Origin of the sequence: Oceaniradius stylonematis, from assembly GCF_003149475.2 — a bacterium.
GTDB classification, from domain to species: domain Bacteria; phylum Pseudomonadota; class Alphaproteobacteria; order Rhizobiales; family Rhizobiaceae; genus Roseitalea; species Roseitalea stylonematis.
On the sequence record NZ_QFWV02000007.1, the window covers coordinates 123,829 to 150,428 of the forward strand.

Consider the following 26,600-nt stretch of genomic DNA (forward strand, 5'->3'; position numbering starts at 1 on the left):
TCACGGGGCGGGTCGTGCCGCCCCGTAGCCGCCCGGCGTTGGCGTGGTCACGATCACCGCTTCGCCCTCCGTGACAGACGTCTGGTCGGCATGCTTGAGTTCTTCGAGCGTGCCGTCCAAGCGTCTGATCTCGGTCTTGCCCAACTGCCCGTCGCCGCCGCCGTCCAGCCCCTTGGGCGGCACCGTCCGGTGTGACGAGACAATGGCGCATTCCATTTCCTCGAGAAAGCGCAACACGCGCCGTGTGCCGTCGCCGCCGCGCCATGCGCCTTTGCCGCCCGAGCCGGGCCGGATCGAGAACTCCTCGACGACGATCGGATAGCGCATTTCGAGAATCTCCGGGTCCGTCATGCGGGTGTTGGTCATGTGCGTGTGCACGCCCGAGGCGCCGGCGAAGGCATGGCCGTCATTCATCACGCCCGCCGGCGATCCCGAACAGATCGTCTCATAGTTCTGGTGGCGCGCATTGCCGTAGGTCAGATTGTTCATCGTGCCCTGGGCATTGGCCAGAGCGCCCAGCGCCTGGAGCAGGCAGTTGGTCACGTGCTGGCTGGTCTCGGTGTTGCCGGCGACGACCGCTGCCGGATAGACGGGCTTGAGCATCGAGCCGTCCGGGATCACGATCCGGATCGGCTTGAGGCAGCCCGCATTCATGGGAATGCCTGCCTCAACCATCAGCCGGAACACATACAGCACCGCCGCCCGCGCCACCGGCTCGGGCGCGTTATAGTTGTTTTTCGCCATCGCCGAGGTGCCGGTGAAGTCGACGGTTGCTTCCCGCTTGTCGTGGTCGACGGAAATCCGCACCCTGATCTGCTGGCCGGTGTCGGTCGGATAGGTCGCCTCGCAATCGGCGAGCCTGTCGATCACCCGCCGCACGCTCTCTTCGGCATTGTCCTGCACGTGCTTCATATAGGCCTGAACGACCGGCAGCGTGAAATGGTCCACCATCCGGCGCAGTTCGGCGACACCCTTTTCGTTGGCCGCCACCTGGGCGACGATGTCGGCAAGGTTCTGCTGCGGATTGCGCGCCGGCCAGGCATGGCCGGTCATCAGATCGATGAACGCGTTCTCGCGCAGCGTTCCCCGGTCGACCAGCTTGAAATTATCGATCAGGACGCCTTCTTCGTCGACATGGGTGGCGCGCGGCGTCGCCGACCCCGGCGCCATTCCGCCGACATCGGCATGGTGTCCGCGCGAGGCGACGAAGAACAGGATGTCTTTTCCGGCATCATCGAACACCGGCGTCACGACGGTGATGTCCGGCAGGTGAGTCCCGCCATTATAGGGCGCGTTGAGCGCATAAACGTCGCCGGGCCGCATGTCGGGGTTCTGGCGGATGATCGATTCCACCGAGCGGTCCATCGAACCGAGGTGAACAGGCATATGCGGCGCATTGGCGACCAGGGCGCCCGAGGCGTCGAACACCGCGCAGGAGAAGTCGAGCCGCTCCTTTATGTTGACCGACGATGCCGTGTTCTGCAGCGTCACGCCCATCTGTTCGGCGATCGACATGAACAGGTTGTTGAACACTTCCAGCATCACCGGATCGGCGTCCGTGCCGACCGGGGCGGCCGTCGTCCGCGCCTCCACGCGGCGCATCACCACCGTGTCGCGTTCCGTCACCTGCGCTTCCCAGCCCGGTTCGACGATGATCGTCTGGTTGGCTTCGACGATCACCGCGGGCCCGGCGATCCGCGCGCCCGGGCCGGCGCCGTCCCTGTCGCGCCGGTAGACACCCGCCTCGCGCCATGCGCCGCCGGTGAACATGCGGCCCTGCTGCGCCGGTTCGGGCCGGTGCTCGGTTGCATCGTGCGCATCCAGCGGCGGTGTGTTGTCGGTCGAATCCTCACCCTCAAGACCCACGGCCTCGACCACCATCGCCCGCCCCGGGCTGATGAAGCCGAATTGCGCCTTGTGGGCCGTTTCGAACGCTGCGCGGGCAGCCACGATGTCGTCGCCGTCGAACGGCACTTCGAGGCTCGTATCGGTTCCGTCATAGCGGATGTGCAGCGTCGCACGGGTGGCGATCGCCTCACGGGAGACGCCCTGGGATTCGAGCTCTTGTTCAACCTCGGCGCCCAACCGATTCAAAAGAGTCTCGATTTCCGGTTTCGTCGCTTCTTCGAGCGGTTTGACAAGCGCGTGCTGGCGGGATGCGAACGTCCTCGACAGGCCGATGCCGTAAGCGGACAAAAGGCCCGACAGAGGATGGATCAGCACGGCGTCCATGCCCAGCGCATCGGCGACCAGACACGCATGCTGCCCGCCGGCGCCGCCGAAGCAGTTCAGCGCATATTCGGTCACGTCATAGCCGCGCTGCACGGAGATCTTCTTGATCGCATTGGCCATGTTTTCGACCGCGATCGTCAGGAACCCTTCGGCCACTTCCTCGGGCGCTCGTCCGTCGCCGATCAGGTCGGCCAGCGCGGCGAACTTGTCGCGCACGATGTCGGCGTTCAGCGGCTCGTCCCGGCCCGGCCCGAAGATCGCCGGAAAGAAGGCAGGGTCAAGCTTGCCGGTCATCACATTGGCGTCGGTCACCGTCAGCGGGCCGCCGCGGCGGTAGCAGGCGGGACCGGGATTGGCGCCGGCGCTGTCCGGCCCGGCCTGAAACCGCCCATCCTCATATTTTAGGATCGAGCCGCCGCCGGCAGCCACCGTATGGATGTCCATCATCGGCGCGCGGATGCGCACGCCCGCCACCTCGGTTTCGAACGCGCGTTCATAATCGGCGGCAAAATGCGCGACATCGGTCGACGTGCCGCCCATGTCGAATCCGATCACCTTGCCGAAGCCCTCGGCGCGCGCCGTCTCGACCATCCCGACCACGCCGCCGGCGGGTCCGGACAGGATCGCATCCTTGCCCTGGAAGGTTTCTGCCGCCGTCAGCCCGCCCGATGACATCATGAACTGAAGGCGGGTTTCGGCCTTGTCGGCGCCGATCCCCAGCTCCCCGGCCACCTGATCCACGTAGCGGCGCAGGATCGGCGACAGGTAGGCATCGACGACGGTCGTGTCGCCGCGTCCGACCAGCTTGGCGAGCGGCGAGACCTCATGGCTGACCGAGATCTGCGCAAAGCCCGTCTGGCGGGCGAGATCGGCCGCCGCCTGCTCGTGCGCCGGAAACGCCCAGGCATGCATGAACGCGATGGCGACGGCATCGATGCCCGCTTCGCGAGCCGCCGTCAGCCCCGGCCGCAGCCATTCGGGATCGAGCGCATGCTCGACCGTGCCGTCGGCCAGCACCCGTTCGGGCACTTCGATGACGTTCTCGTAGAGCTGCTCGGGCAGCACGATCTTTTTGGCGAAGATATCCGGCCGCGCCTGGTAGGCGATGCGCAGCGCGTCGCCGAAACCCTTGGTGATCAGCAACAGCGTCCGGTCGCCCTTGCGCTCGAGCAGCGCGTTGGTGGCGACCGTCGTGCCCATCCGCACCGTGCGCACCAGGCCGGGCGGCAGCGGTGCGCCGGGCTCAAGGTTCAAGAGATCACGAATGCCCTGCACGGCAGCATCGAGATAGGCTTCGGGATTTTCCGAAAGAAGCTTGTGGGCATGCAGCGCGCCGCCCGGATCACGACCGATCACATCGGTGAAGGTGCCGCCGCGATCGATCCAGAAATCCCACTGCCCAGACATTCTTGGTCCTCCGTTTCGCGTCCAGTCTTGGCGGAAATCGTCGTCAGCGGCAACCGGCGGATGGTCCGGGTTCCGTCGTCGACAGCCGCTCGTTTTGCAGTGCACATTTTTTGAACACAGTTGGCCGCAACCACATCGCGGCCCGGCGCGTTGCTGCCGGATGACTGGTCCAAAAGAGGATGACATCCCATGAAGAAGGCACTCATTTCATCGGTCAGCGTGCTGGCGCTTCTGGCGCTTGCCGCCTGCGGCGAAGACGAGGAAGCGGCTCGCGCGTCCGCCGAAACCGCCGTCGAGCAGGCGGCCAACGAAACCCGGGAAGCAGCAGAAGCAACGGGTGAAGCCGTTGCGGAAACCGCGCAGAATGCTGCAGATGCGGCGTCCGAGGTGGCCCAATCCGCAAGCGAAACGGCATCGCGGCTGGCGGACGACGCCACGCAGGCCGCTGAAGATGCCGCCGACACGGCCGCGCAAATGGCCGACGATGCCGGCGAAGCGGTGCAGCAGGCAGCCGAAGATGCGGGCGCCATGGCCGGCGAAGCCGGTGACGCGCTCCGCGACGCCGCCGGCAATCTCGCCGACGCAGCAAACGAGACAGCCGAAGGCGCGGGCCAAATGCTCGAAAATGCCGCCGAAGGGGCTGGCGAAGCGCTGGAAGGCATTGCGGACACCGCACAAAATGCTCTGGCGGCGGCCGGTCTGGCCGGTCCGCTCGCCGGCACGCGCTGGGTATCGCCCGACAGCGACACGGCGTTCGTCGCCTTCGATGCCGGCACCGTCTCCGGCAATGGCGGCTGCAACACCTTCACCGGCAGCTATGAGACCGGCGAGGACGGCGCCCTGACGGTCGGCCCGCTGGCATCGACCAGGAAAGCATGCGAGGCCGAGATCATGACGGCGGAGACTGCGTTCCTTGCGGCGCTGGGCTCGGCGAGCGCTTATTCGGTCGAGGGCGACACGTTGACGCTGAACGACGCCTCGGGCAGTCAGCTCATCGCGCTCAGCCGCGCGGCGCAGAACTAACCGATACGCGCGCGGCGGCCGAACCACACGGTCGCCGCAACCGCGCATGCGAAGATGAGCGTGCGCAGCGTCACGGTCTCGCCCAGAAGCCAGACTGACAGGCCGATGGTCACGAAGATCTGCATGAGCTGGATCTGACCGACGCGCGCGATCCCGCCAAGGGCAAGCCCCGCATTCCAGGCGAAAAATCCCAGAAACATCGAAAAGACGGCGTGATAGCCAAGCGCCAGCGCCGGCACCGGTTCGATGAAGGCGTATTCGGGCTCCCACAGGAACCAGGAGATCGCCAGATTGAACGGCAGGCAGGCGATCAGCACGCGGCAGATCACCTCCCAGCCCGGCATTGTCCTGGTCAGCTCCGCCATGATCACATAGCCGAGCGCGGCGGAGACCGCAGACGCCAACAGCCACAGATAGCCCGGATTGGAAAAGTCGCGCACGGCGCCGCCGTCCTGGCCGACGACGAACCAGACGACAAGGACCGAACCCGCAACGGCCCACGCCCAGAACACGGCGCCGGGCCGTTCGGCCGTCAGGAGCGCTGCGAACATGGCAGTTGCAAGCGGCAGGATGCCCAGAACCACGCCGCCATCGCTGGCCGGTACGCTGACCATGCCGAGCGATGAAAAGGCGGGGAAGCCGAACGTGACCATCGCGCCGGCCAGGAGCAGGCGCCAACTCGGCCGGAAGAGCCGCGTACGTCCGTGGGAAAGCAGAACGATGAGGGAAAGGACGCCTGCGACCACCGCCCGCGCCGAGGCGATGAACAGCGGGCCATAGACTTCGAGCGCAAAGACGGTGGCCGGAAGTGTCGCGCCGAAGATGACAATGCCCACCAGACCGAGCGCAAAGCCAAGCGGCACGTTTCTGTCCTGACTCATCGCTGTGACAAACCGCCTGGGCAAAGACCAGCCGGCCTTGTGTCACGACACCGGAAGGGGCGCAACGCCCTTACATTTGCGCGGCCATTGGACTATCAGGCGGCATGTCGATCTGGGTGCGCATCTCCGACTTCGTCTCCGGCACGGCGGGCCAGGCGCTCGGCGCGCTGGTGGAGCAGGTGCGCACCGTCTTCGAGGGCGATCCGGAAACCCGCGCCCGCGTTGCGTTCTCGGTCGCGATGATCGCGCTGTCGGCCAAGATGGCCAAGGCCGACGGTGTCGTCACCACCTCGGAGGTCGACGCATTCCGGGAGATCTTCGAGATCCCCGACGAGGAGGCAAAGCGCGTCGCCAGCCTCTACAATCTCGCCAAGCAGGATGTTGCGGGCTACCAGAGCTATGCCGCCCAACTGGCCGGCCTGTGCGGATCGGGCCAGCCCGATTGCCCGATGTTGCGCGACATTCTCGACGGCCTGTTCCACATCGCCAAGGCCGATGGCGTCATCCACCAAAAAGAGCTCGAGTTCCTTGCCGACGTGGCGGCCATCTTTGCGATTTCCGACGCCGAGTTCGACCGCATCCGCGCCCGCCATGTCGATGCGGGCGACGCAGACCCCTGGCGGGTTCTGGGCATCGCGCCCGGCACGCCGTTCGACGAGGCGCGGCAACGCTATCGCGAACTGGTCCGCGACAATCATCCCGACACGATGGCCGCGCGCGGTGTGCCGGCCGAGTTCCACGCCATCGCCCATGAGCGCGTCGCGGCGATCAATGCGGCCTGGGATGTCGTCGAACCGGAGTTGAAGCGGGCATGAGCGGGGACGCGGAGCCGACGACGTTTGCGCCTGACCATCCCGGTGCCATCGTACGCCCGTCGCCCAGTTTCGGCGAGCGCCGGGGCCGTGCGGGGCCCTCGCTGATCGTCCTGCACTATACCGGCATGGCAACCGGCGAGGCGGCGGAGAACTGGCTGTGCGCGCCCGAAAGCGAGGTGTCCAGCCACTACCTCGTGCATGAGGATGGCCGCATCGTGCAGATGGTCCGCGAGCAGGATCGCGCCTGGCACGCCGGCCGCTCGTTCTGGAAGGGCACCACCGATGTCAATTCGGCATCGGTCGGCATCGAGATCGTCAATGGCGGCCACGATTTCGGCCTGCCCGATTTTCCCGGCGTTCAGATCGCAGCGGTGATCGCGCTGACCCAAGATATCATGGCACGCCATGGCATGGGCAGGGATGTGGTGGTCGCCCATTCCGATGTGGCGCCGGGCCGCAAGCGCGATCCTGGCGAACGGTTTCCCTGGAATGGCTTGGCCGAGCGCGGCGTTGCACTCCATGTCGAGCCGGTACCGGTCGGCGGCGGCCGCTTTCTGGCTCCCGGAGACACGGGTGAGCCTGTCGCGGCGCTGCAGTCCATGCTGGCGCTCTACGGCTTTGATGCAAACGCCGACGGCGTCTTCGGCGAGGCGACACGCATCCAGGTCGAGGCGTTCCAGCGCCGGCACCGCCCGGCACAGGTCGATGGCATTGCCGACATGTCGACCATCGAGACGCTGAACCGCCTCTTGCGACTCTATCCGTCATTCTCTTGACGGACATCGGCGCGCGGATTGTTACCGCCTGTCGCGCAGATTGAATTGCTGCGGCGCACAAGTGCCGCATTCGCCAAGTCTGTCGCCCGTCAAACAGAAATAGACGGGATTTTTTCCATGAATGCAAAGATCGTGGGCCTTTTTGGCCTGATGGTGACGCTCGCCCTCGTTTCGGGCTGCGAGACAACGACGGTGCTCGACGGATCTGGGAGCGGCGATGAAGGCGCCGCCGGCACAGCCTCGATCGAGACGCCCGGGACGACCACGCTGGCGCTGCGCGCAGACAATCCGGTCACCGCGGCCGTGGCTGACGATCGCCCCTTCGCCGCGCTGATCGCCACGCATGCGGCGGCCAACGACGTGCCCGTCGATCTGGCCCATGCGGTGGTCTATTCGGAAAGCAGCTACCGACCGAACGCGCGCGGCGCGGCCGGCGAGATCGGCCTGATGCAAATCCGCCTCGGCACGGCGCGCATGCTCGGCTACACCGGTTCGGCCAAGGGGCTCTATGATCCCGAAACCAACATCCGCTACGGCATGAAATATCTTGGCGGCGCGCACGACCTGGCCGGCGGCTCCACCTGCGGCACGATCCTGCGCTACAATGCCGGCCATGCGGCGCGGCGGATGAATCCGGTCTCCCAGCGCTATTGCAACAAGGTGGCCCGCCTGCTGGACAATTAAAGGGATTTCGACGCTCGCCGCGCAGCAGCCGCCCAGGCGCCGGTACCGCAGCGTAAGCGGACGCTAACTCTTTGATGTCTCTTGATCTTTGCTTGCGCGGCGCATGTCTTGGCCGGCGAACGATCGGCAAATTCGATCCGCACAGCCGGCGGCTCCATTGATTTGGCGGGCCGCCGCCTAGCTATCCCAAGAAGGGTGCGCCGCCGGCGGCCCGGGCCATCGGGAGATCGATCATGGGTGTGTTGCGGGTGATGATTGCCGGGCTCGGCATCGGCTTTTTCGGACTGATCGTCTGGGCGTCTTTCGCCGCCGATTTCTGGGCGTCGTTCGATGCGATCGCCGCCGATCCATGGGGGCTGGTCACGCTCGCCGATCTCTATCTCGGTTTCGTCCTGACGGCGGTCGTGATCGCCGGCTTCGAGCGGGGTTTCCGCGCGGTGCTGTGGATCGTTCCCCTGCCGTTTCTGGGCAATGTGTGGGCCGTCATCTGGTTCGTGGTCCGGCTCCCCGAACTGTACCGCCGGCTCGTCCGCGCGCCCTGACGGGCCGACTTGACGGCGGCACCGTCCATACGTCTAATTGACGCGGCGTTTGTCGCGCGAGTCAGAACATGGACCCTTGGACGAACGCGGCAGTCGTTCGGGGAGGGCGGTAATGACAACGAAAATTTGCATAGCGGACGACCATCCATTGTTCCGAGATGCGATCAAATCGGCGCTGATGGGCCATATCAATGGCGGCCCGGCAACCACCGAGATGATCGAGGCGGGTGATTTCAACGAGGCAATCGCCGTCCTGGACCGGGAGACCGATCTCGATCTTCTGCTGCTCGACCTGACGATGCCCGGCGCCAGCGGGCTCTCGGCTCTGGTCGCGGTGCGCGCTTCTTATCCGGCAGTGCCGGTCGTTGTCGTGTCGGCGAGTGACGATCCCTCTACCGTACGCCGCGCGCTCGATCTTGGCGCCTCGGGCTTCATCTCCAAATCGGCCACCACAGAGGCCATCCGGTCCAGCGTCCAGACCGTTATCGACGGCGGGGTCGCGATGCCGGAAGGCATCGACCTTGGCAGCGAACACGATCCCGAGGTCGAGGACCTGATCGGCCGCATCCGAACGCTTACGCCGCAACAGGCGCGCGTGCTCGGCATGCTGGCCGAGGGACTGCTCAACAAGCAGATCGCCTATGAGCTCGGCGTCTCCGAAGCGACCATCAAGGCGCATGTGTCCGCGGTTCTGCAAAAGCTCAATGTCGACAGCCGCACGCAGGCCGTGATCCGCCTGTCGAAGATCGGCAGCGACATGCTGCGCGGCGACGAAGGCGGTGCCGCACCGGCCTGACCGGCTTCAGCGGGAAGGCATGGTTCAGCCGAACGTGCCCGTGCGCGGAAAGCCCTTGGGCACCATGCGCCCGGCGCCGGCGCGCACGCCCATCCACTCGGACAGCTCTTCCTTTGTCCGCGTGAAGGTGCGGCCGGAACTGTCCTGCCAGGTCAGGCCGTCTTCGATGGCGAACACCTTGGCGTCCTTTATGCCGCCATCCTTGTAGCGCTGCAGGCGGACACCCTTGCCGCGGCCCATCTCGGGCACCTGGTCGAGCGGGAAGACCAGAAGCTTGCGGTTTTCGCCGACGACGGCCACATGGTCCGGCGTTGCGCCGTCGCCGGCCTCGACGAAGCGACACAGCACCGCCTCGTCCGGCATCTTGACGTTCATGACCTGCTTGCCCTTGCGGGTGTTGGCCGAAACCTCGCTCTCGCCGACGATGAAACCGTTGCCCGCCGATGAGGCGACCAGCAATTTGCGCCCCGGCCTGTGCACGAAAGCGGTCACGATGTCCGCATCATTGTCCATGTCGACCATCAGCCGGATCGGTTCGCCATGGCCGCGACCGCCGGGCAATTTGTCGACGCCGATCGTGTAGAACTTGCCGGTCGTCGTGAAGACCAGCAGCTTGTCGGTCGTGTGCGCGGGAAAGGCGGTTCTGAGCTGGTCGCCTTCCTTGAAGGTCAGCCCGTCATAGTCGGAAAGGTGACCTTTCATCGCCCGCAGCCAGCCCTTGTCCGAGACGACGACGGTGACCGGTTCCTTTTCGATCATCGCCTGCTGGACCGCTTGCAGATCGATCTCCTGCGCCTCGCTGAAGTCCGTCCGGCGCGCCCCCAGTTCGGTGTCCTTGCCGAACCTGTCGCGCACTTTGCCGATCTCCCAGCCGACGGTCTTCCACTGGGCGTCCTCGGACGCGAGCAGCCGCTCGATCTGGTCCTTTTCCTCGGTCAACTGGTCGAACTCCTTGCGGATCTCGACCTCCTCGAGCTTGTTGAGGGCCCGCAGGCGCAGATTGAGGATCGCGTCCGCCTGTACCTCGGTCAGCTCGAACGTCTTGATCAGTTCCTTCTTCGGCTCGTCCTCGAAGCGGACAATGCGGATCACCTCGTCAAGGTTCAGATAGGCGATGAGGAAACCCGACAGCACTTCCAGCCGCTTTTCGATGTTGGCCAGCCTGTGCCTGGAGCGACGGATGAGCACATCGCGCCGGTGATCGAGCCATTCGCGCAGCACGTCGCGCAAGTTCATCACCTTGGGCACGATGCCGCCCGACAGGACGTTCATATTCAGCGGCTGACGGCTTTCCAGATCGGTCAGCTTGAACAGCGATTCCATCAAAAGGTCCGGATCGACCGCGCGCGATTTCGGTTCGAGCACGATGCGCACGTCTTCGGCGCTCTCGTCGCGCACATCGTCGAGCAGCGGCACCTTCCGGGCGATCAGCAGTTCGGCGATCTTCTCGATCAGCTTCGACTTCTGGACCTGGTAGGGGATCTCGGTGACGATGATGCGGTAGCCGCCGCGCCCGGTCTCCTCCTTGTGCCAGCGTGCGCGCACCCGAAAGCCCCCGCGCCCGGTCCTGTAGGCTTCCAGGATCTGGTCGCGCGGCTCGACGATGATGCCGCCGGTCGGAAGGTCGGGCCCCGGCACGAACTCGACCAGCTTTTCGATCGTCGCGTTGGGGAACTTGATCAGGTGCAGCGCCGCCTCGCACAGTTCGGCGGCATTGTGCGGCGGAATGGCCGTCGCCATGCCGACCGCGATGCCCGACGAGCCGTTGGCCAGAAGGTTCGGGAACGCGCCCGGCAGGACGACCGGTTCCTCGTCTTCCTCATTGTAGTTGGGACGGAAATCGACGGAGTCCTCGGTGATACCGTCCAGCAGCAGCGTGCCGACCTCCGTCATCCGCGCTTCGGTGTAGCGGTAGGCGGCGGCGTTGTCCCCGTCGATATTGCCGAAATTGCCTTGGCCGTCGACCAGCGGGTAGCGCACCGAGAAGTCCTGGGCGAGCCGCACCAGCGCGTCATAGATGGCCTGGTCGCCATGCGGATGGAAGTTGCCCATCACATCGCCGACGATCTTGGCGCACTTGCGATAGGCGCTCTGCGGATCGAGCTTCAAAAGCCGCATCACGTAGAGGATGCGCCGGTGGACCGGCTTCATGCCGTCGCGCGCATCGGGCAGGGCCCGGTGCATGATCGTCGACAGCGCATAGGCGAGATAACGCTCCTCGAGCGCCGACTTCAGATCGACGGGCTCGATTTCGCGGCCGGGTTCATCGCCGCCGGGCGGCTGGACGGGTTTTGACATGGATTTTGCCTACCGGCTCGGGCGATTCGCGGCAAGCCGACATGAAAAAGCCCCGCGCAGGGCAGGGCTTTCAGCAAACGATGCCGTTCCGGTCACTTCTTGAGAAGGTCGCGAATCTCGGTCAGCAGGACGACGTCCTCGGCCGGCGCGGGCGGTGCCGCTTCGGCTTCTTCTTCCTGCGAGCGTTTCATCTTGTTCACGGCGCGCACCATCAGGAAGATGATGAAGGCCAGGATGACGAAATTGATCACCGCCGTGATGAAGGCGCCATAGGCGAGCACGGCGCCCTGTTCCTTGGCGGCCTCCAGCGATGTGGCTGTTACTTCCGGCGCGAGCGCGACGAAGTAGTTGGAGAAATCCAGCCCGCCGAAAATCGCGCCGACGATCGGCATGATGACGTCGCCGGTCAGCGACGTGACGATTGCGCCGAACGCGGCACCGATGATCACGCCGACGGCGAGATCCATGACATTGCCCTTGGCAATGAACTCCTGAAATTCCTTGAGCATGTGCGCCCCCTTTTTTTGGTCTGCTCGAACGTGCGCGTCGGCGGACCAGTGCCGTCCCGCGCCGGCGGGTCCATACACCATGGCGTCCGATTGTGAAACGCATTATCGTCCGACCGTTGCGGCCGCCTGTTAGACAAGCCGGGTCGGCTCTGCTTGAATGCCGCAAGCGGGGAGTATCGCATGCCGGGCTGGCTGGTCGCGCTTGCGGCGTTCGGATATCTGGCCACTTTGTTTGCCGTTGCCGCCTATGGCGACCGCCGCGCGCGCGCGCTCCCGGTCGGCAGCCCGCGGCCGCTCATCTACGGGTTCAGCCTCGCCGTCTACTGCACGTCCTGGACGTTTTTCGGATCCATCGGCCTCGCCGCAAACAACGGCTTTGAGTTCTTCGCCATCTACCTGGGACCGATCCTCGTGTTCACGCTGGGCTACCGGCTGGTCCGGCGGGTCGTCCATCTGTCCAAATCCGAGCGGATTACCTCGATCGCCGACTTTCTGGGCGCGCGCTACGGCAAATCGATGCATGTGGCAGCGCTCGCCGCCTGCATCGCGGTGATCGGCACGGTCCCCTACATCGCTCTGCAACTGAAGGCGGTCAGCGACGCGGTCACGCTGATGGTCAGCCATTATGACGGCTCGATCGGCGCGCCGTCGACCCTGCCGATCGACGTCTCGCTGGTGGTCGCCATCTCGCTGCTGGCTTTTTCCATCCTGTTCGGCACGCGCCATGCCGATGCCACCGAGCACCAGGACGGGCTGATCACGGCGATTGCCGTTGAATCGATCGTCAAGCTGCTTGTCTTTGTCGGCGTCGGGCTGGTGATCCTGTTCTTCCTGTTCGGCGGGTTCGGCCCGGTGCGCGAGGCGTTTGGCGACAATGCTGCCGTCGCGCGTTCCCTCTCGAACGGCACATCCGGCGAAACATGGCTGGTGATGACGCTTTTGAGCGCCTGCGCGATCCTCATGCTGCCGCGCCAGTTCCACGTGACGGTCGTCGAACACCGGTCCGATGTCGAGCTTCGCCGTGCCCTCTGGCTGTTCCCTGCCTATCTGATCGCCATCAACCTGCTGGTCATGCCGATTGCCGTTTCGGGTCTGATCAATCTGGAGCCCGACGTGCCCGCCGACATGTATCTTCTGGCGCTTCCGCTCGCCGCCGATCAGGACTGGCTGGCGCTGATCACCTTTATCGGCGGGCTTTCGGCGGCCACGGCCATGGTGATCGTTGCCTCGGTCGCGCTGGCCATCATGGTCTCCAACGATCTTGTGCTGCCGGCCCTGTTGTGGCGCTTCAACGCGGCCGCGCGCACGGCGGCGGGCGACTGGTCGCGCATCATCCTGAACATCCGCCGCATCGCCATGGCGCTGATCATCCTGGCCGCCTTCGCCTATTACCGGCAGACCGACCACACCGCCCAACTCGCCTCGATCGGCCTTTTGTCTTTCGCCGCCATCGCCCAGTTCGCGCCGGCCTTCCTGATCGGCCTGATCTGGCGGGGCGCAAATGCGCGCGGCGCGTTCCTGGGCATGCTCGGCGGTTTTCTGGTCTGGGCCTACACGCTGCTGGTGCCCAATCTTGCCGGGGCCGACGCGGCGATCGTGCGCGAAGGCCTGTTCGGCATCGCCATGCTTCGGCCGAGCCAATTGTTCGGCGTCCAGTTCGAACCGCTCGTGCATGGCGTGTTCTGGTCGCTGGCGGTGAACATCGCGCTTCTGGTCGGCGGCTCGCTGTCGCGCACGCCGACGCCGCTCGAACGCATCCAGGCGGTCACCTTCGTGCCACGCGAGGCGCAGCAGTCGATCGGGCTCAAGCGGTTCCGTACGACGACGACGATCGACGAACTGAAGGAGTCGATCGCCCGCTATGTCAGCACCGCGCGCATGGAGCGCGCCTTCGAGGCGTTCGAACTGCGCGAGGGGCGAAAGCTGGTCGGATCGGACACGACCGACATATCGGTCGTCCGCTATGCCGAGCAGGTGCTGGCGAGCGCCATCGGCTCCTCGTCGGCACGGCTCGTCCTGTCGCTGCTGTTCGAAAAGGACGGCGCGTCGTCGCGCGAGACCGTGCGGCTTCTCGATGATGCGTCCGAAGCGCTCCAGCAGAACCGCGACCTTCTGCACAAGGCGCTGGACCAGATGGATCAGGGCATATCGGTGTTCAACAACGAGTACCGGCTGACCAACTGGAACGGCCAGTTCCGCAGGCTGCTCGGACTGCCGCCCGAAATGGGCAATTTCGGCATGCCGCTCAAGTCGATCACCGGCATGCTGGTCGAGGCCGGTCAGATCGATGCCGAGACCGAACGCGAGGTGGTCGAGAACGTCACCCGGTTCCGCAGGGCCTGGCAGCTGGCGCTGGCGCGCAGCGGCCGCATTCTCGAAATCCGCTCCAACCCGATGCCCGATGGCGGGCTGGTGATCACCTATACCGACATCACCGGCCGGGTGGAGGCGGACGAGGCGCTCAAACGCACCAAGGAAAGCCTGGAAATGCGGGTGCGGGCGCGCACCGCCGAACTGACCCGCGTCAACGAGGAACTGGCAGTCGCCCAGCGGAGCGCCGAAGAAGCCAATATCGGCAAGACGCGGTTCCTTGCCGCCGCCGGACACGACATCTCCCAGCCGCTGAACGCGGCCCGGCTCTACACCTCGTCGCTGGTCGAACGGATGGGCGGGCAGGGCGACAGCACCAACCGCGAGATCGCCCACAAGATCGACACGGCGCTGGAATCGGTCGAGCACATTATCGGCGCGGTTCTCGACATTTCGCGGCTTGATGCGGGCGCGCTGACGCCCAATCCGACGCGGTTCCCGGTCGCCGACCTGCTCCAGCAGGTGCAGTCGGACTTCGCGCTGATGGCCAAGGAAAAGGGGCTGGAGCTGACGGTGGTGCGCACCGGCGCCATCATCGAGACCGATCGCAACCTGCTGCGCCGGCTGTTGCAGAACCTGGTCTCCAACGCGATCAAATACACCCATGAGGGCCGCGTCCTGATCGGCGTGCGCCGGCGCAGCCATGACGCGGTCATCTGTGTCTACGACACCGGCATCGGCATTGCGCCAGACAAGGCGACGCGGGTGTTCGAGGAGTTCCAGCGCCTGTCGGACGGTGCGCGCATCGCCAGCGGGCTGGGGCTCGGCCTGTCGATCGTCGACCGTATCTCGCGCGTGTTGAGCCTCGAGGTGACGCTGGAATCGATCCCTGGCGCGGGCACGGCCTTCAAGGTCCCGGTCCCGGTCGTCGATGCCGCCGCGCCTGCGGTAACGGCGAAACCCGCGCCGGCGCAGGCCCGTCGCGCGCTGTTGACCGGCCTGACGATCGCCTGCATCGACAATGAGGAAACCATCCTGTCGGGCATGAGCGTGCTGCTGACGGGCTGGGGCGCGACGGTGATCGCCGCACCGCGCCGCGACATGCTGGCCAGAGCCCTGAACGATCATGGCGCCGACCCGCATGTCATCATCGCCGACTATCATCTCGATGACGGCACCGGCATGGAGGTGATCGCCGACATGCGCGCGCGCTATGGCGATGCGATCACCGCCGTCCTGATCACCGCCGACCGGTCCGGCGAACTGCGCGAACAGGCGTCGGCCGCCAATGTCCACCTGCTCAACAAGCCGCTCAAGCCGGCCGCGCTGCGCGCCATGCTGACCCAGGTGCCGATGCCGCGCATCGCCGCCGAATAAGGCGTCGCGACGGAAGTTTCGGCGGCGCCCCTGCCGTTAACCAATCCAATTTTCTCTTTCGCAGTAATTGACCGTTAACGTCGCGGGCCGGCGCGCCGCGCGCGCTGTCGTTTTCCTCGAACCCCGGTGTTCATTCATGCGTGGTCTTGTCGTCGCGGCTGGTCTTTGTGTGCTGTCCGCTCTGGTCCTGTCCGGCTGTTCGGCCTCCTCGGGCGTCGATGCGCTGGAGCTTGCCGGCCCCTCGGGCGAAGTGACGAGTTCGATCACGCCGCGCGCGCCGGTCCCTGGCGCAACGGTCCCGTCCGCCACCGCCTTGGCACCGTCGGCGGTTGCGGTCTCCGAACCGGCCTTCGAGGCGGCTGATGAAGCGCGCGTGACGCCTGCACCGGTCGACGTGGCGCTTGCGCGTCCCGAAAACCCGGCCGGACCCGCCGCACGTCCGGAAAACCGGCGCCGCATATATGCGCCCCGGTTCGGCGATGCCAAGCCGGTCAATTTCGGCCGCGCCTCGCCCGACAAATTCGCTGTTCATGGCGTCGATGTCTCGCACTGGCAGCAGGAGATCGACTGGCCGGCCCTGCGCACCCAGGGCGCCAACTTCGCCTTCATCAAGGCGACGGAGGGCGGCAAGCATGTCGACCGGCTGTTCCGCCGCAACTGGGACGCGGCCCGCGCCGCCGGCATTCCGACCGGCGCCTACCATTTCTTTTTCTGGTGCCGCTCGGCGGCCGAACAGGCCGACTGGTTCATCCGCCATGTGCCCAAACAGCCCGGTGCGCTGCCGCCGGTTCTCGATGTGGAATGGTACGGCAACAAGCGCTCCTGTCCGCGCAAGCCCCCGCGCTCGACCGTGCTCGCCAAGATGCGGGTCTTCTCCGAACGCATCGAAGCCCATTACGGGCAGAAGCCGATCATCTACACGACGCCCGACTTCTACGAGGACAATCTGCGCGGCCAGTTCAAGGACCATGCGTTCTGGCTGCGCTCGGTCGCCGCCCATCCCCGCGAACGTTATCCGAACCGGGGCTTTGCCTTCTGGCAATATTCGGGAACCGGCACGGCGCGCCGCGGCGTCGAAACGCAGATCGATCTGAACGTCTTCAACGGCACCGAAGAGGGCTGGCACAGCTGGCTGGCACAGAACCTGTCCCGTTGAGGCATCGGCGATGAGGTGGCCGTCAACCGAATCCCGTTGACGAAAGCGCCGCTTGGCTGCAACGCAGCGTTCAGCCAATGATGGAACTGTTCGCTTGCCTGCAAGACCTCTCTATGTGATCGAGCACTGGGCCGTGGCGGAGCCTGATGCGGGGCGGCGGCACCTGATCGCCCACGGTCACGATGTGCGCGTGGTCGAGCCATGGCGTGGCGAGACGCTGCCGGTTCTGACCGGCGACGAGGCCGGCGTGATGATCATGGGCGGCCCGCAAATGGTCACTGACCTCGCTGTCTATCCGTACCTTTCGGCGGAATGCGCCCTGATCGAGCAGGCGATGGCAAAGTCGGTGCCGTTGGTCGGCGTTTGCCTGGGCTCGCAACTGATCGCCCATGTTCTGGGCGCATCGGTCGATTTCAACCCCGAGGGGCGCATGGCGATGGGCTTCTACCCGCTGGACGTGACGTCGGCGGGCCGCGACATCTTTGACGGGCCGCTGATGGCGCTCAGCGGCAATCAGCAGGGTTGGACCGTGCCGCCCGGCGCGACGATGCTTTCCCATGGCAACCCGGCGCTGACACCGAACCAAGCGTTTCGCACCGGCGACACGACGATCGGGTTCCAGTTCCACCCCGAAGTGACGCGGACGATCCTCGATCAATGGCAAACCGAGTTCGCCGGCCTCATCGGCCGGTCGGGAACGCAGTCCAAGAGTGAACAGGATGACGGGTTCGCCCGCCACGATGCGGTGCTCAAGGCTTGGTACTTCGATTTTCTGGACCGGTGGTTTCAAACCCACCTGGCCACATAGGCCACCGTGTCCGGGTCGAACCAGTTGCGTGAATACTCCTCGATCGTGCCGGCATTGCCCCATGAAATGCGCTCGACATGGCCGAGCTGCGCACCTTGCCGGAACGGACTGTCCGGCGGCGCGAAGTCCGGGCAGGAGGCAACGGACACCCGGTCTTCGACGCGGGCGATCCAGAAACCCAGGTTCTGCCGGTAGAACAGATGCATCGACTCGTTGATTGACTCGACATCGAGGTTCGCCGCATGGCGCGCATCGAACCAGATCTCCTCCAGCGCCGCCGGTGTCTCGCCGAGAAAACGCAGCCGGCGGACGCGCCAGGCGTCGGCGGACGTGCCATCGCCGAGCCGCGGCGCGAAATCCGGATGCGGCACTTTATCGAGCGATAGGATGCGCGCGGTTGGCAGGCCGGCGCCGTCCTTCAGTTCCAGATGGAAGAATTCGTAGATCGCGCCGGTTTTGGCCTTGGCCCGCACATAGGTCCCCGAACCCTGCCGGCGCTCCAGAAGTCCGCGGGCTTCGAGTTCCGCCAGCGCCTTGCGCAACGTGCCCACCGCCACGCCCAGGCTACCCGCAAGTTCGATCTCCGTGGGCAGCCGGGTCCCGTCGGGCCAGATGCCGGCGGCGATCTCGCGGGTCAGCAGTTCGGAAATCTGGATGTAGAGCGGTAGCGCGCCGCCCCGGACCGGTTTTTCCGCCACTTGAGCGTCCCCCCTGGCGGCGACCATAGGCTGTTGAAAAAGCGCTGTCACCGCTTCAATTCATTCACTATTGATACATATAGGCGCGGATGTTAGCTGTCTTTGAGATGTGCCGCTCATGCGGCCGAAACTGTCAGTCGGGAGCAATCGTCAATGACCGTCGTGCCGGTAAAGAGCGCCGATCTGGATGCGGCGGAAGTCGCCTGGTTCGCGCCGATCTGTTCCGATGATTATCGTTTTCTGGGCGTACCGGACGGCGATCTGCGATCGTCGTTCGAACACACCAGCGAAATCGTCCGCACCGCCGACACGCTCGGCTACCGCAACATCTTGTGTCCGTCGTCCTATCAGGTCGGCCAGGACACGTGGAGCTTCGTCTCGGCGATGGCGCCGCTGACAGAGAACATCAACATGCTGGCGGCGATCCGCTGCGGCGAGGTGCATCCGGCGATGCTGGCGCGCGCGGTGGCGACCGTCGACCATGTCATGAAGGGCCGGCTGACGCTGAATGTCATCTCGTCCAACCAGCCGGGCGAGGAGGCATCGAGCGAACTGCGCTATCGCCGCTCCACCGAAGTCGTCGAAATCCTGCGGCAGGCCTGGACCCGCGACGAGATCGACTATGAGGGCGAGATCTACCGGCTCAAGGGTCTGAACACCGATCCGGTGCGTCCCTACCAGCAAAATGGCGGCCCGCTTTTGTATTTCGGCGGCTATTCGCCCGATGCGGTCGAATTGTGCGGCCACCATTGCGATGTCTATCTGATGTGGCCCGAGCCCGAGGAACTGCTCGCCGAGCGCATGAAGACCGTCCATGCGCGCGCCGAGGCCCATGGCAGGGTGCTCGATTACGGCCTGCGCGTGCATGTGATCGTGCGCGACACGGAGGCCGAAGCACGCGATTATGCCGACGAACTCGTCTCGCGCCTCGATGACGGCAAGGGCGACGAGATTCGGGGGCGCGCGCTGGATGCCAAGACCTACGGCGTGTCGCTGCAGGCCGCCAATCGCGACAATGCCGATGAGTTCGGCTTCGTCGAGCCGCATCTGTGGACCGGGATCGGACGTGCCCGGTCGGGCTGCGGCGCAGCGCTTGTCGGTTCGGCCGACCAGGTGATGGAGAAGATAGAGCGCTACCGCAAGATGGGCATCCGCGCCTTCATCTTTTCCGGCTATCCGCATCTGGATGAGTGCGTCAATTTCGGGCAGAAGGTCTTGCCGCACTTGCAAACCTGCTCGCTGCCCCATGTTTACGGGCGCGTGCCCGAGCAAACACCCGCCACGCCGCTGGGGGTTGGAGAAAGACGCTGATGGAGACCATCGAATTCGGCCATGGCGTGCCGCCAATGAGCCGGCTCATCTACGGTGTCTGGAGATTGGCCGGCGATCATGACCAGTCGCTGAGCCATGTCGTCGAAAAGGTCGAGGCGTGTCTCGATCAGGGCATCACCACCTTCGATCATGCCGACATCTACGGCGACTATGAATGTGAGGCCATCTTCGGGCGCGCCCTGCATGGCCACACTTCGCTCAAGCAAAAGATGCAGATCGTCACCAAATGCGACATCATGCTGATGTCGCCGGGCAAGTTTCCGCGCCGCCGGGTCAAGCACTATGACACCTCCGCCGCCCACATCCGCGATTCGGTCGACAATTCCCTTGCCAGGATCGGCGTCGATGTCATCGACATGTTGCTGATACACCGGCCCGACCCGCTGATGGACCATCACGAGACGGGCGCCGCGCTCGATGCGCTGGTGGACGAGGGCAAGGTGCGCGGCGTCGGTGTTTCGAACTTCATGCCGTGGGACATCGACCTGCTGCAATCGGCCATGAAGCACCCGCTTCTGACCAACCAGATCGAGATCAGTCTGCTGAACCCGTCCGCTTTCACCGACGGGCAGGTCGCCAAGGCACAGATGGATGGAATGCCGCTGATGGCCTGGTCGCCTCTGGGCGGCGGCGCATTGTTCATGCCCGGCAGCGAGGTGGGCAAGCGCACCATGCCGCGGCTGACCGCAATCGGCGCCGATTTCGGCGTTGCGGCCGAGGCCGTGGCGCTGGCCTGGCTGATGGCGCATCCCGCGCGGATCATGCCGGTCGTGGGCACGAATTCGCTCAAGCGCATCGCCAACATTGCCGATGCGCTCAAGGTCACGCTCGATCGCGAAACCTGGTTCGAGCTGTGGACCCTGGCCCAGGGCAAGGAAGTCCCTTGAGAGGAAAGCCGATGAACGCCGATGCCCACCTCAACCTGACCGCGCTCGAGACGGCCGAGCTCAAGCGGGCGATGGGCTGTTTCGCCACTGGCGTCACCATCGCCGCGACCCACCACGAAGGCGCCGACCACGGCATGACGTGCAACTCGTTCAACACGGTCTCGCTCGATCCGGCGATGGTGCTCTGGTCGATCAGGAAGCAGAGCGCCAGCCGCGCGGCGTTCCTGGAGAGCGGCGGCTACACGATCTCGGTGCTCGGCGCCGGGCAGCGCGACCTTGCCGAGCGCTTCACCCGCGGGCTGCCGCAGGAACGGTTCGATGGTGTCGGCTCGGAAAGGCTGCCGAGCGGCCGGCCGCGCATTGCCGATGCCATTGCCTGGTTCGACTGCGCAATCGAACACGTATTGAGCGCCGGCGATCACGATGTTCTGGTCGGCCGGGTGCTGTCATTTGCAGCCGCGCCGGACGCGCCGCTGCTTTATGTTCACGGTGACTTCGCCGACGGCTGAACCCGCCGTCCATGGACCCGCAATTGCCACAGCGCATGCGCGCCCAGCGCTCCGATCAGAAGGGCGCCGCCGATCAGCACGGCCGGGCGCGGCGCTTCGGAGAAGATCAGCCAGACCCAGACCGGCGCCAGCACGGTTTCGAGCAGATAGAACATGCTCACCTCGGGCGCGGAGATGTATCTCGGCCCCGTCGCCAGGCACCAATAGGCGATCGGCAGCAGCACCATGCCGTTGAAGACATGCCAGGCCGCATTGTCGACGCGCACCGGCTCGCCGAGCGAGCCGAGCACCGCCAGTCCCAGGACCGTCGGCACGATGCCGCCGATCATCGGCGCAAAGCCGACATCGGCCTTGGCGGCGCGCGACAGCGTGATCACGGCGGCGATGAGCAGCGCGGCGGCCATCGCGCACGCATCGCCGAAAAGGCTGCCGGCCTGCAAACCGTCCGAGACGATGATGCCCACCGCCAGGACCATGACCGCGATCGTCAGAAGCGTCGCGCGCGACGGCCGTTCGCCCAGGAACGTCCACGCCGTCATTGCGGTGAACGCCGGCGTGAACGCGATGATGAAGGCGACATTGGCCGCGCTCGTGTTCTTGACCGCGATCACGAAGGCGACGACGGTCAGCCCGTAGAGCGCCGCGATGACCACGCCTATACGGCCCGGCAGCAGCGTGATCGTGCGGCCGGTCAGCCATTGGGCGATCTGCTTGATCAGGAGCGCGGCGATGAAGGCACTGCCCGCGCGCACCGCCATCGCCGACCAGGCGTCGCCCCCGCCCAGCTTGATCATCGGAATGTCGAAGCTCAGCGCGACGCCGCCGATGGCGGTCAGCAGCAATCCTTTGGCGTGCCGGGTCATCGGGCCAGTTGCGCGGCAGCCCGCCAAGGTGTCAAGCCGCGTCAGCCCTCATGGCGTTCCCAGCCATTGCCGGTCAGGTGCTCCTGGGGCAGAAAGCGCGTCTTGTATTCCATCTTCCGCGATCCGGCGACCCAATAGCCCAGATAGACATGGGCGAGTCCCTGCTTTCGGGCCCGCTCGATATGGTCGAGGATCATCCATGTGCCGAGCGACCGGTGGTCCTCGTCCGGGTCGAAGAACGAATAGACCATCGAATAGCCGTCGCTCATCATGTCCGACAGGGCAACGCCGACCAGCGGCCCTTCGCCCTGTCCGGTGACGAAACTGTCCGCGCCGCGCCTGCGATATTCGATGACGCGCGATTTGACATGCGTGTCCTCGACCATCATCGCATAGTCGAGCACGGTCATGTCGCTCATGCCGCCGCCCGAATGGCGCGCGTCGAGATAACGGCGGAACAGCGAATATTGCTCGCTGGATGGTTCGGCGGTGTATTCGGTGCCGATCAGATCGCGATTGCGCCGGTTGATGCGCTGCATCGAGCGGGTCGGCCGGAACTCGTCGGCCAGAATGCGCACTGAGATGCAGGCGCGGCACGTTTCGCAGGCCGGACGATAGGCGATGTTCTGGCTGCGGCGGAAGCCGCCCAGCGTCAGAAGATCGTTCATTTCGGAGGCCTTTTCACCCACCAGATGGGTGAAAACCTTGCGCTCGAACTGCCCGTCCAGATAGGGGCACGGCGCCGGCGACGTCAAAAAGAACTGGGGCGCTTTGGCGCTGTGTTTCGTCATCACCCGCAACAGCCGCTGTCGAAAACGCGTCGGTTGCGCCGGATCGCGGAGGCGCGGCGGCGCGTCCGCTCAAGCTACCAAAAAACCGCCGCTACGCAACGGCCAGAAATCGTTCCGTGCGCACCACGGTCGTGCCGAGCGCCAGATCGTGCAGCAGCCGCTTGTGGCGGGTGAACAGGGCCACCAGCACGATAAAGGGCGTCAGAATCACATTGGCTGCCCAGAACAGCACCGCGTGGACGATCGCCGTCATCCAGTCGATCGGCTGGCCGTCATAGCGCACCAGCCGGATGCCGGCCATACGCATGCCGAGCGTGGCCTGTTCGGGACCGCCGACCGTCCATGCGATGTAGGAAAGGGCGACCAGCGGGGCGAGGACCGCATAGAGCAGCCAGGCGATGCCGAACGTGACGACGCCGAGAAGTCCGACCACGGGCACAGCGAGCGCCACAAGCAGAATGACCAGCGCATAATCGACCGCGAACGCCAGAACACGCCGCGTCCGGACGCCCTCGAAAAGCCGCCAATCGTCGAAACCGGCCGGAGCCGTTGAAATGATCGTGTCCGTCTGTGTCATGGTCTTAACATGGCGGTGCGCATCGCCCGCTTCAAGCGATGGCCCTTCATCGGTTCAAGATGCGGGCGACCCGCGGCGCGAAATAGGTCAGGATGCCGTCGCAGCCGGCCCGCTTGAAGGCGGCGAGCTTTTCCATCATCACCCGTTCGCCGTCGATCCAGCCATTGGCGGCGGCCGCCTCGATCATCGCGTATTCGCCCGAAACCTGGTAGGCATAGACGGGCGCACGCAGCTCTGTCTTGATCCGCCAGCACACGTCCAGATAGGGCAGGGCGGGCTTGACCATCAGCATGTCGGCGCCCTCGACAAGATCCTGCTCGGCTTCGCGCAGTGCCTCGTCCGTATTGGCCGGATCCACATAATAGGTCTTCTTGTCGCCCTTCAGCAGTCCGCCGGTGCCGATCGCCTCGCGATAGGGGCCGTAGCAGGCCGAGGCGAACTTGGCCGTATAGGACATGATCGCCACATCCTGGTGCCCGGCCGCATCCAGCGCGTCGCGGATCGCGCCGATCCGTCCGTCCATCATGTCCGAGGGCGCGATGATATCGGCGCCGGCGTCCGCCTGCTTGACGGCCGCACGGGCGATGATGTCGACGGTCTCGTCATTGACGATGATGCCGTCGCGCAGCACGCCGTCATGGCCGTGGTCGGTGAACGGATCGAGCGCCGGATCGGTGATGATGCCGATGCCGGGCACCGCCTGCTTGATGGCCGCCGTCACGCGGTTGATGATGTTGTCGGCATCCAGCGCGTGGCTTCCGGTCTGGTCCTTGCGGTCCATGGGGATGTTGGCAAAGGTCGCGATGGCCGGAATGCCCAGCTTGTGCGCCTCTTCGGCGGCGGCGACAGCACGGTCAAGTGTCAGCCGTTCGACACCGGGCATGGCGCCGATGGCCTCGGCCGTATCCTCGCCTTCCATGATGAAGATCGGCCAGATCAGATCGTCGACGCCAAGGCGGGTCTCGCGAACGAGCCGGCGCGCCCAGTCGGCCTTGCGCATCCGGCGCAGGCGCCGGCCGCCGGTGATCTCGTCAACGCTGCGTTTGGGCCCGGTTCCGCTCATCGCTGTTCAACTCCCCCGTTTGGACGTCTGGCGTGTTCGCGGTTTACAACCCGCTTTGCCTTTCGCAAACCATTACGTTAGGCAATTGTCCGTCAGATGTCGGGCCGAACGGGTGGCGCTCCATGGTCATTGCCGAGACGGGATTGCAGCAGCCGCGCAAGGGCGCGGTCGAGCGCGTCTTCGGCTTTTTCCTGCGCATTTTGGCGCTCTACGCCCTGATCTCCGGCCTGGTCTACTGGGCCGGGCTGACGGGGATCGCCGGGGACGGCGCCTGGCGTTTCGATCTCCTGGCGCTGCCCGTACGCATCGTATTCACGACGCTGGCGGTCCTGATGCCGGCCGCCGCGCTGGGTCTTTGGCTGACCACGCGCTGGGGTGTGGTGTTGTGGGTTCTGGCGGCGACCGCCGAGATCGGCGCCTACATGTTCCTTTCAGACATCTTTTCCGAGCGGGCGGGTATCGCCAGCATCAACATGATCGGCCTTGTCGTTCTGATCCTGATGGCCGGAGCCACGCTGATCGAACGGCGGGCGGCGCGTCTGGCCGCCCATTGACGGGTTCAGGCCCGGTCCCGAAACGCTCCAAAGCAAGCGCACGACTTGACTCTCCGTTAAGGACAAAGCCGTTTTGCGCCGCCGCAACACTGCGTTAACGCTCCAAATTAATGAGCATTTTAGCGGCATTGCGTAGGTTGCCCACATCAAAGGCGGGAAACATCGCCGACCAAACCTGTGAGGCAGTCATGATCAACCAGTCCAATATTGTGGGCCAACCGCGCGTGGAATCGGACGCCGATTCCCTCAGGCGTCTTTATCACGAGACGCTGCAGCTTGTGGAAAGGCTGCACCGGCGTCTTCAGGATGTCGTCAAGGACGAGTTCGACCGTTCGGGCCGCGACGACATCAACGCCGTTCAGGCCATTTTGCTGTTCAACATTGGCGACAGCGAACTGACGGCCGGCGAACTGCGGTCCCGCGGCTACTATCTGGGCTCGAACGTGTCCTACAACGTCAAGAAGCTGGCGCAGGACGGGTTCATCCACCACAAGAAATCCAAGGCCGACAAGCGCTCGGTGCGTATCTCGCTGACCGAGAAGGGGCGCGAAGTAGCCGACGCGGTCGCTGATCTTTACGAACGTCACATCGTCTCGATCGAAGCGGTGGGCGGCATCGATGCTGACGAGTTCAACCGCATGAACCGGGCCATGCAACGCCTCGACCGCTTCTGGAACGACACGATCCTCTACCGCCTTTGAGGCGCAAGACTGTCGGGGCGCAAGAAAAAAGGCCGGGTTTCGTGCCCGGCCTTTGCCGTCTTGTGAAACGAAATCACTCGGCAGGCAGTTTCTGCCTTCCGCGCGCGCGCCGCGGCCGGCCGATCAGTGCCGGCACCCGTTCCATGTAGGCCGCATAGCCCGGTCGGCTGCGCAGCATGTGCTGCTCGGTCAGGGGCATGGACACGCCGGCCATCACCGCCGTCAGGATCGCCGGGCCGGTAAGGGCAATGAGACTGCCCGACACGGCGAACGCGGCGATGCCGAGACCCCACCACAGGATGATCTCGCCGACATAGTTGGGGTGGCGGCTGATACCCCAGAGTCCATTCCGCACGATGCCGGTTTCCGGTGCCGTCGAGCCAAGCGCCCTCTTGCCGTTCGCCAGTTGGATATCGGCGATCCATTCGATGGCGAACCCCAGCGCGAACACCGCCATGCCGGCCCAGAACAGCCCCGCGGACACTGTTTCGGCGCCATCGGCGCGAAACGCCACATGCAGCGGCGCGGCAATCAGCCACAACAGCACCGCCTGCAGCAGGAACACCTTGAACAGGCTGGCCCACCACCAGGTCGGCCCGCCGCTTTCGCGCATCGCGCGATACCGGCCGTCCTCGCGTACCGCGCCGTGGTGGCGGTGGACGAGGTGACCGGCCAGCCGCGCCGACCAGATGACGACCGCAGCCAGAATGATCCACTGATAGGACGTCGAGACGCCGTGCATGGCGGCATGCACCAGCGCGATGACGGAAAATCCCGGTCCCCAGTAATAGTCGATGACCCCGGCATCCTCGGTCATGACATTAATCAGCCATATTCCTGTGAAAGCCAAACAGCTTATTGCAAGCGTTATGGTCAGGGAGGCATCCATCGAATGGACCTTTCAGACTGTAGGGAACCGACCTACATGGTTTCCTGTTTGTTAAGCGGGCGGGGCTAAAACTCTGGCGCGAGGCGAACCCTTGAGGCGACAGAGACAATTACGCGGGTTGG

At 65.0% G+C, this 26,600-nt stretch carries 24 protein-coding genes; 14 read left to right on the plus strand and 10 right to left on the minus strand.

Annotated features, from left to right (window positions below):
• Positions 1-3,639, minus strand: coding sequence for a hydantoinase B/oxoprolinase family protein (locus DEM25_RS11600; RefSeq protein WP_109765919.1), 3,639 nt, complete (start codon positions 3,637-3,639; stop codon positions 1-3).
• A 189-nt stretch (positions 3,640-3,828) separates the two neighbouring features.
• Here DEM25_RS11600 and DEM25_RS11605 point away from each other — a divergent pair, with 189 nt between their 5' ends.
• Positions 3,829-4,662 carry an META domain-containing protein gene (locus DEM25_RS11605; protein ID WP_109765920.1) on the plus strand — a complete coding sequence of 278 codons (834 nt, stop codon included), beginning with the start codon at positions 3,829-3,831 and terminating at the stop codon, positions 4,660-4,662.
• Here DEM25_RS11605 and DEM25_RS11610 read toward each other — a convergent pair.
• Entirely contained in the window at positions 4,659-5,543 is an 885-nt protein-coding gene (locus tag DEM25_RS11610) for a DMT family transporter (RefSeq protein ID WP_109765921.1), read from the minus strand. The genes DEM25_RS11605 and DEM25_RS11610 overlap by 4 nt on opposite strands.
• A gap of 104 nt (positions 5,544-5,647) precedes the next feature.
• Between DEM25_RS11610 and DEM25_RS11615 the strand changes: the two genes are divergently transcribed.
• The 5 genes from DEM25_RS11615 to DEM25_RS11635 all read left to right on the plus strand — a co-directional run bounded on the left by DEM25_RS11615 (position 5,648) and on the right by DEM25_RS11635 (position 9,156).
• Complete coding sequence (locus DEM25_RS11615) at positions 5,648-6,358, plus strand: J domain-containing protein (RefSeq protein WP_109765922.1); 711 nt, start codon at positions 5,648-5,650, stop codon at positions 6,356-6,358.
• On the plus strand, positions 6,355-7,134 hold the full coding sequence (locus DEM25_RS11620) for a peptidoglycan recognition protein family protein (protein WP_109765923.1): 780 nt from the start codon (positions 6,355-6,357) through the stop codon (positions 7,132-7,134). Before DEM25_RS11615 ends, DEM25_RS11620 begins: the two co-directional genes overlap by 4 nt.
• Before the next feature lie 117 nt (positions 7,135-7,251).
• Positions 7,252-7,818 carry a lytic transglycosylase domain-containing protein gene (locus tag DEM25_RS11625; RefSeq protein WP_109765924.1) on the plus strand — a complete coding sequence of 189 codons (567 nt, stop codon included), beginning with the start codon at positions 7,252-7,254 and terminating at the stop codon, positions 7,816-7,818.
• Between the two features lie 233 nt (positions 7,819-8,051).
• Positions 8,052-8,360, plus strand: coding sequence for a hypothetical protein (locus tag DEM25_RS11630; RefSeq protein ID WP_109765925.1), 309 nt, complete (start codon positions 8,052-8,054; stop codon positions 8,358-8,360).
• Between the two features lie 112 nt (positions 8,361-8,472).
• The gene (locus DEM25_RS11635; protein WP_109765926.1) at positions 8,473-9,156 is read left to right on the plus strand and encodes a response regulator transcription factor; all 684 of its coding nucleotides are present in this window, start codon (positions 8,473-8,475) and stop codon (positions 9,154-9,156) included.
• Positions 9,157-9,180: 24 nt separating this feature from the next.
• On the opposite strand, the gene parC is transcribed toward DEM25_RS11635, so the two are convergent.
• Positions 9,181-11,454 carry a DNA topoisomerase IV subunit A gene (gene parC, locus DEM25_RS11640; RefSeq protein ID WP_109765927.1) on the minus strand — a complete coding sequence of 758 codons (2,274 nt, stop codon included), beginning with the start codon at positions 11,452-11,454 and terminating at the stop codon, positions 9,181-9,183.
• Between the two features lie 92 nt (positions 11,455-11,546).
• The gene (gene mscL, locus DEM25_RS11645) at positions 11,547-11,963 is read right to left on the minus strand and encodes a large conductance mechanosensitive channel protein MscL (protein WP_109766158.1); all 417 of its coding nucleotides are present in this window, start codon (positions 11,961-11,963) and stop codon (positions 11,547-11,549) included.
• A gap of 180 nt (positions 11,964-12,143) precedes the next feature.
• Here mscL and DEM25_RS11650 point away from each other — a divergent pair, with 180 nt between their 5' ends.
• The 3 genes from DEM25_RS11650 (at position 12,144) to DEM25_RS11660 (ending at position 17,614) form a co-directional block, all read left to right on the plus strand.
• Positions 12,144-15,650, plus strand: a complete 3,507-nt coding sequence (locus DEM25_RS11650) for a PAS domain-containing hybrid sensor histidine kinase/response regulator (protein ID WP_109766159.1) — start codon at positions 12,144-12,146, stop codon at positions 15,648-15,650.
• 136 nt (positions 15,651-15,786) lie between these two features.
• Positions 15,787-16,806: a glycoside hydrolase family 25 protein gene (locus DEM25_RS11655; RefSeq protein WP_109766160.1), complete on the plus strand. Its 1,020-nt coding sequence runs from the start codon at positions 15,787-15,789 to the stop codon at positions 16,804-16,806.
• A 94-nt stretch (positions 16,807-16,900) separates the two neighbouring features.
• Complete coding sequence (locus DEM25_RS11660) at positions 16,901-17,614, plus strand: glutamine amidotransferase-related protein (protein ID WP_147393316.1); 714 nt, start codon at positions 16,901-16,903, stop codon at positions 17,612-17,614.
• Here DEM25_RS11660 and DEM25_RS11665 read toward each other — a convergent pair.
• Complete coding sequence (locus tag DEM25_RS11665) at positions 17,593-18,312, minus strand: GntR family transcriptional regulator (protein WP_245412884.1); 720 nt, start codon at positions 18,310-18,312, stop codon at positions 17,593-17,595. The genes DEM25_RS11660 and DEM25_RS11665 overlap by 22 nt on opposite strands.
• Positions 18,313-18,465: 153 nt before the next feature.
• Between DEM25_RS11665 and DEM25_RS11670 the strand changes: the two genes are divergently transcribed.
• The 3 genes from DEM25_RS11670 to DEM25_RS11680 are packed head-to-tail and all read left to right on the plus strand — an operon-like array spanning position 18,466 to position 21,040.
• Positions 18,466-19,623, plus strand: a complete 1,158-nt coding sequence (locus DEM25_RS11670) for an LLM class flavin-dependent oxidoreductase (RefSeq protein ID WP_109765930.1) — start codon at positions 18,466-18,468, stop codon at positions 19,621-19,623.
• Positions 19,623-20,531 carry an aldo/keto reductase gene (locus DEM25_RS11675; protein WP_109765931.1) on the plus strand — a complete coding sequence of 303 codons (909 nt, stop codon included), beginning with the start codon at positions 19,623-19,625 and terminating at the stop codon, positions 20,529-20,531. Before DEM25_RS11670 ends, DEM25_RS11675 begins: the two co-directional genes overlap by 1 nt.
• 11 nt (positions 20,532-20,542) lie before the next feature.
• Entirely contained in the window at positions 20,543-21,040 is a 498-nt protein-coding gene (locus tag DEM25_RS11680) for a flavin reductase family protein (RefSeq protein ID WP_109765932.1), read from the plus strand.
• Here the strand turns inward: DEM25_RS11680 and DEM25_RS11685 are convergent.
• The 4 genes from DEM25_RS11685 to hemB all read right to left on the minus strand — a co-directional run bounded on the left by DEM25_RS11685 (position 21,016) and on the right by hemB (position 24,334).
• Entirely contained in the window at positions 21,016-21,903 is an 888-nt protein-coding gene (locus tag DEM25_RS11685) for a DMT family transporter (protein ID WP_109766161.1), read from the minus strand. The genes DEM25_RS11680 and DEM25_RS11685 overlap by 25 nt on opposite strands.
• Positions 21,904-21,944: 41 nt before the next feature.
• Positions 21,945-22,694, minus strand: coding sequence for an arginyltransferase (locus tag DEM25_RS11690; protein ID WP_109765933.1), 750 nt, complete (start codon positions 22,692-22,694; stop codon positions 21,945-21,947).
• Between the two features lie 91 nt (positions 22,695-22,785).
• Complete coding sequence (locus DEM25_RS11695) at positions 22,786-23,271, minus strand: RDD family protein (RefSeq protein WP_109765934.1); 486 nt, start codon at positions 23,269-23,271, stop codon at positions 22,786-22,788.
• A gap of 46 nt (positions 23,272-23,317) precedes the next feature.
• Positions 23,318-24,334 carry a porphobilinogen synthase gene (gene hemB, locus DEM25_RS11700; protein WP_109765935.1) on the minus strand — a complete coding sequence of 339 codons (1,017 nt, stop codon included), beginning with the start codon at positions 24,332-24,334 and terminating at the stop codon, positions 23,318-23,320.
• Positions 24,335-24,456: 122 nt separating this feature from the next.
• Here hemB and DEM25_RS11705 point away from each other — a divergent pair, with 122 nt between their 5' ends.
• Positions 24,457-24,888 (plus strand): DUF6163 family protein, encoded by a 432-nt coding sequence (locus tag DEM25_RS11705; protein ID WP_109765936.1) that lies wholly within the window; start codon positions 24,457-24,459, stop codon positions 24,886-24,888.
• Between the two features lie 188 nt (positions 24,889-25,076).
• Positions 25,077-25,589, plus strand: coding sequence for a transcriptional regulator LdtR (gene ldtR / locus DEM25_RS11710; protein ID WP_109765937.1), 513 nt, complete (start codon positions 25,077-25,079; stop codon positions 25,587-25,589).
• Positions 25,590-25,662: 73 nt separating this feature from the next.
• On the opposite strand, the gene DEM25_RS11715 is transcribed toward ldtR, so the two are convergent.
• On the minus strand, positions 25,663-26,478 hold the full coding sequence (locus DEM25_RS11715; RefSeq protein WP_109765938.1) for a DUF1295 domain-containing protein: 816 nt from the start codon (positions 26,476-26,478) through the stop codon (positions 25,663-25,665).
• Positions 26,479-26,600 lie beyond the last annotated feature (122 nt).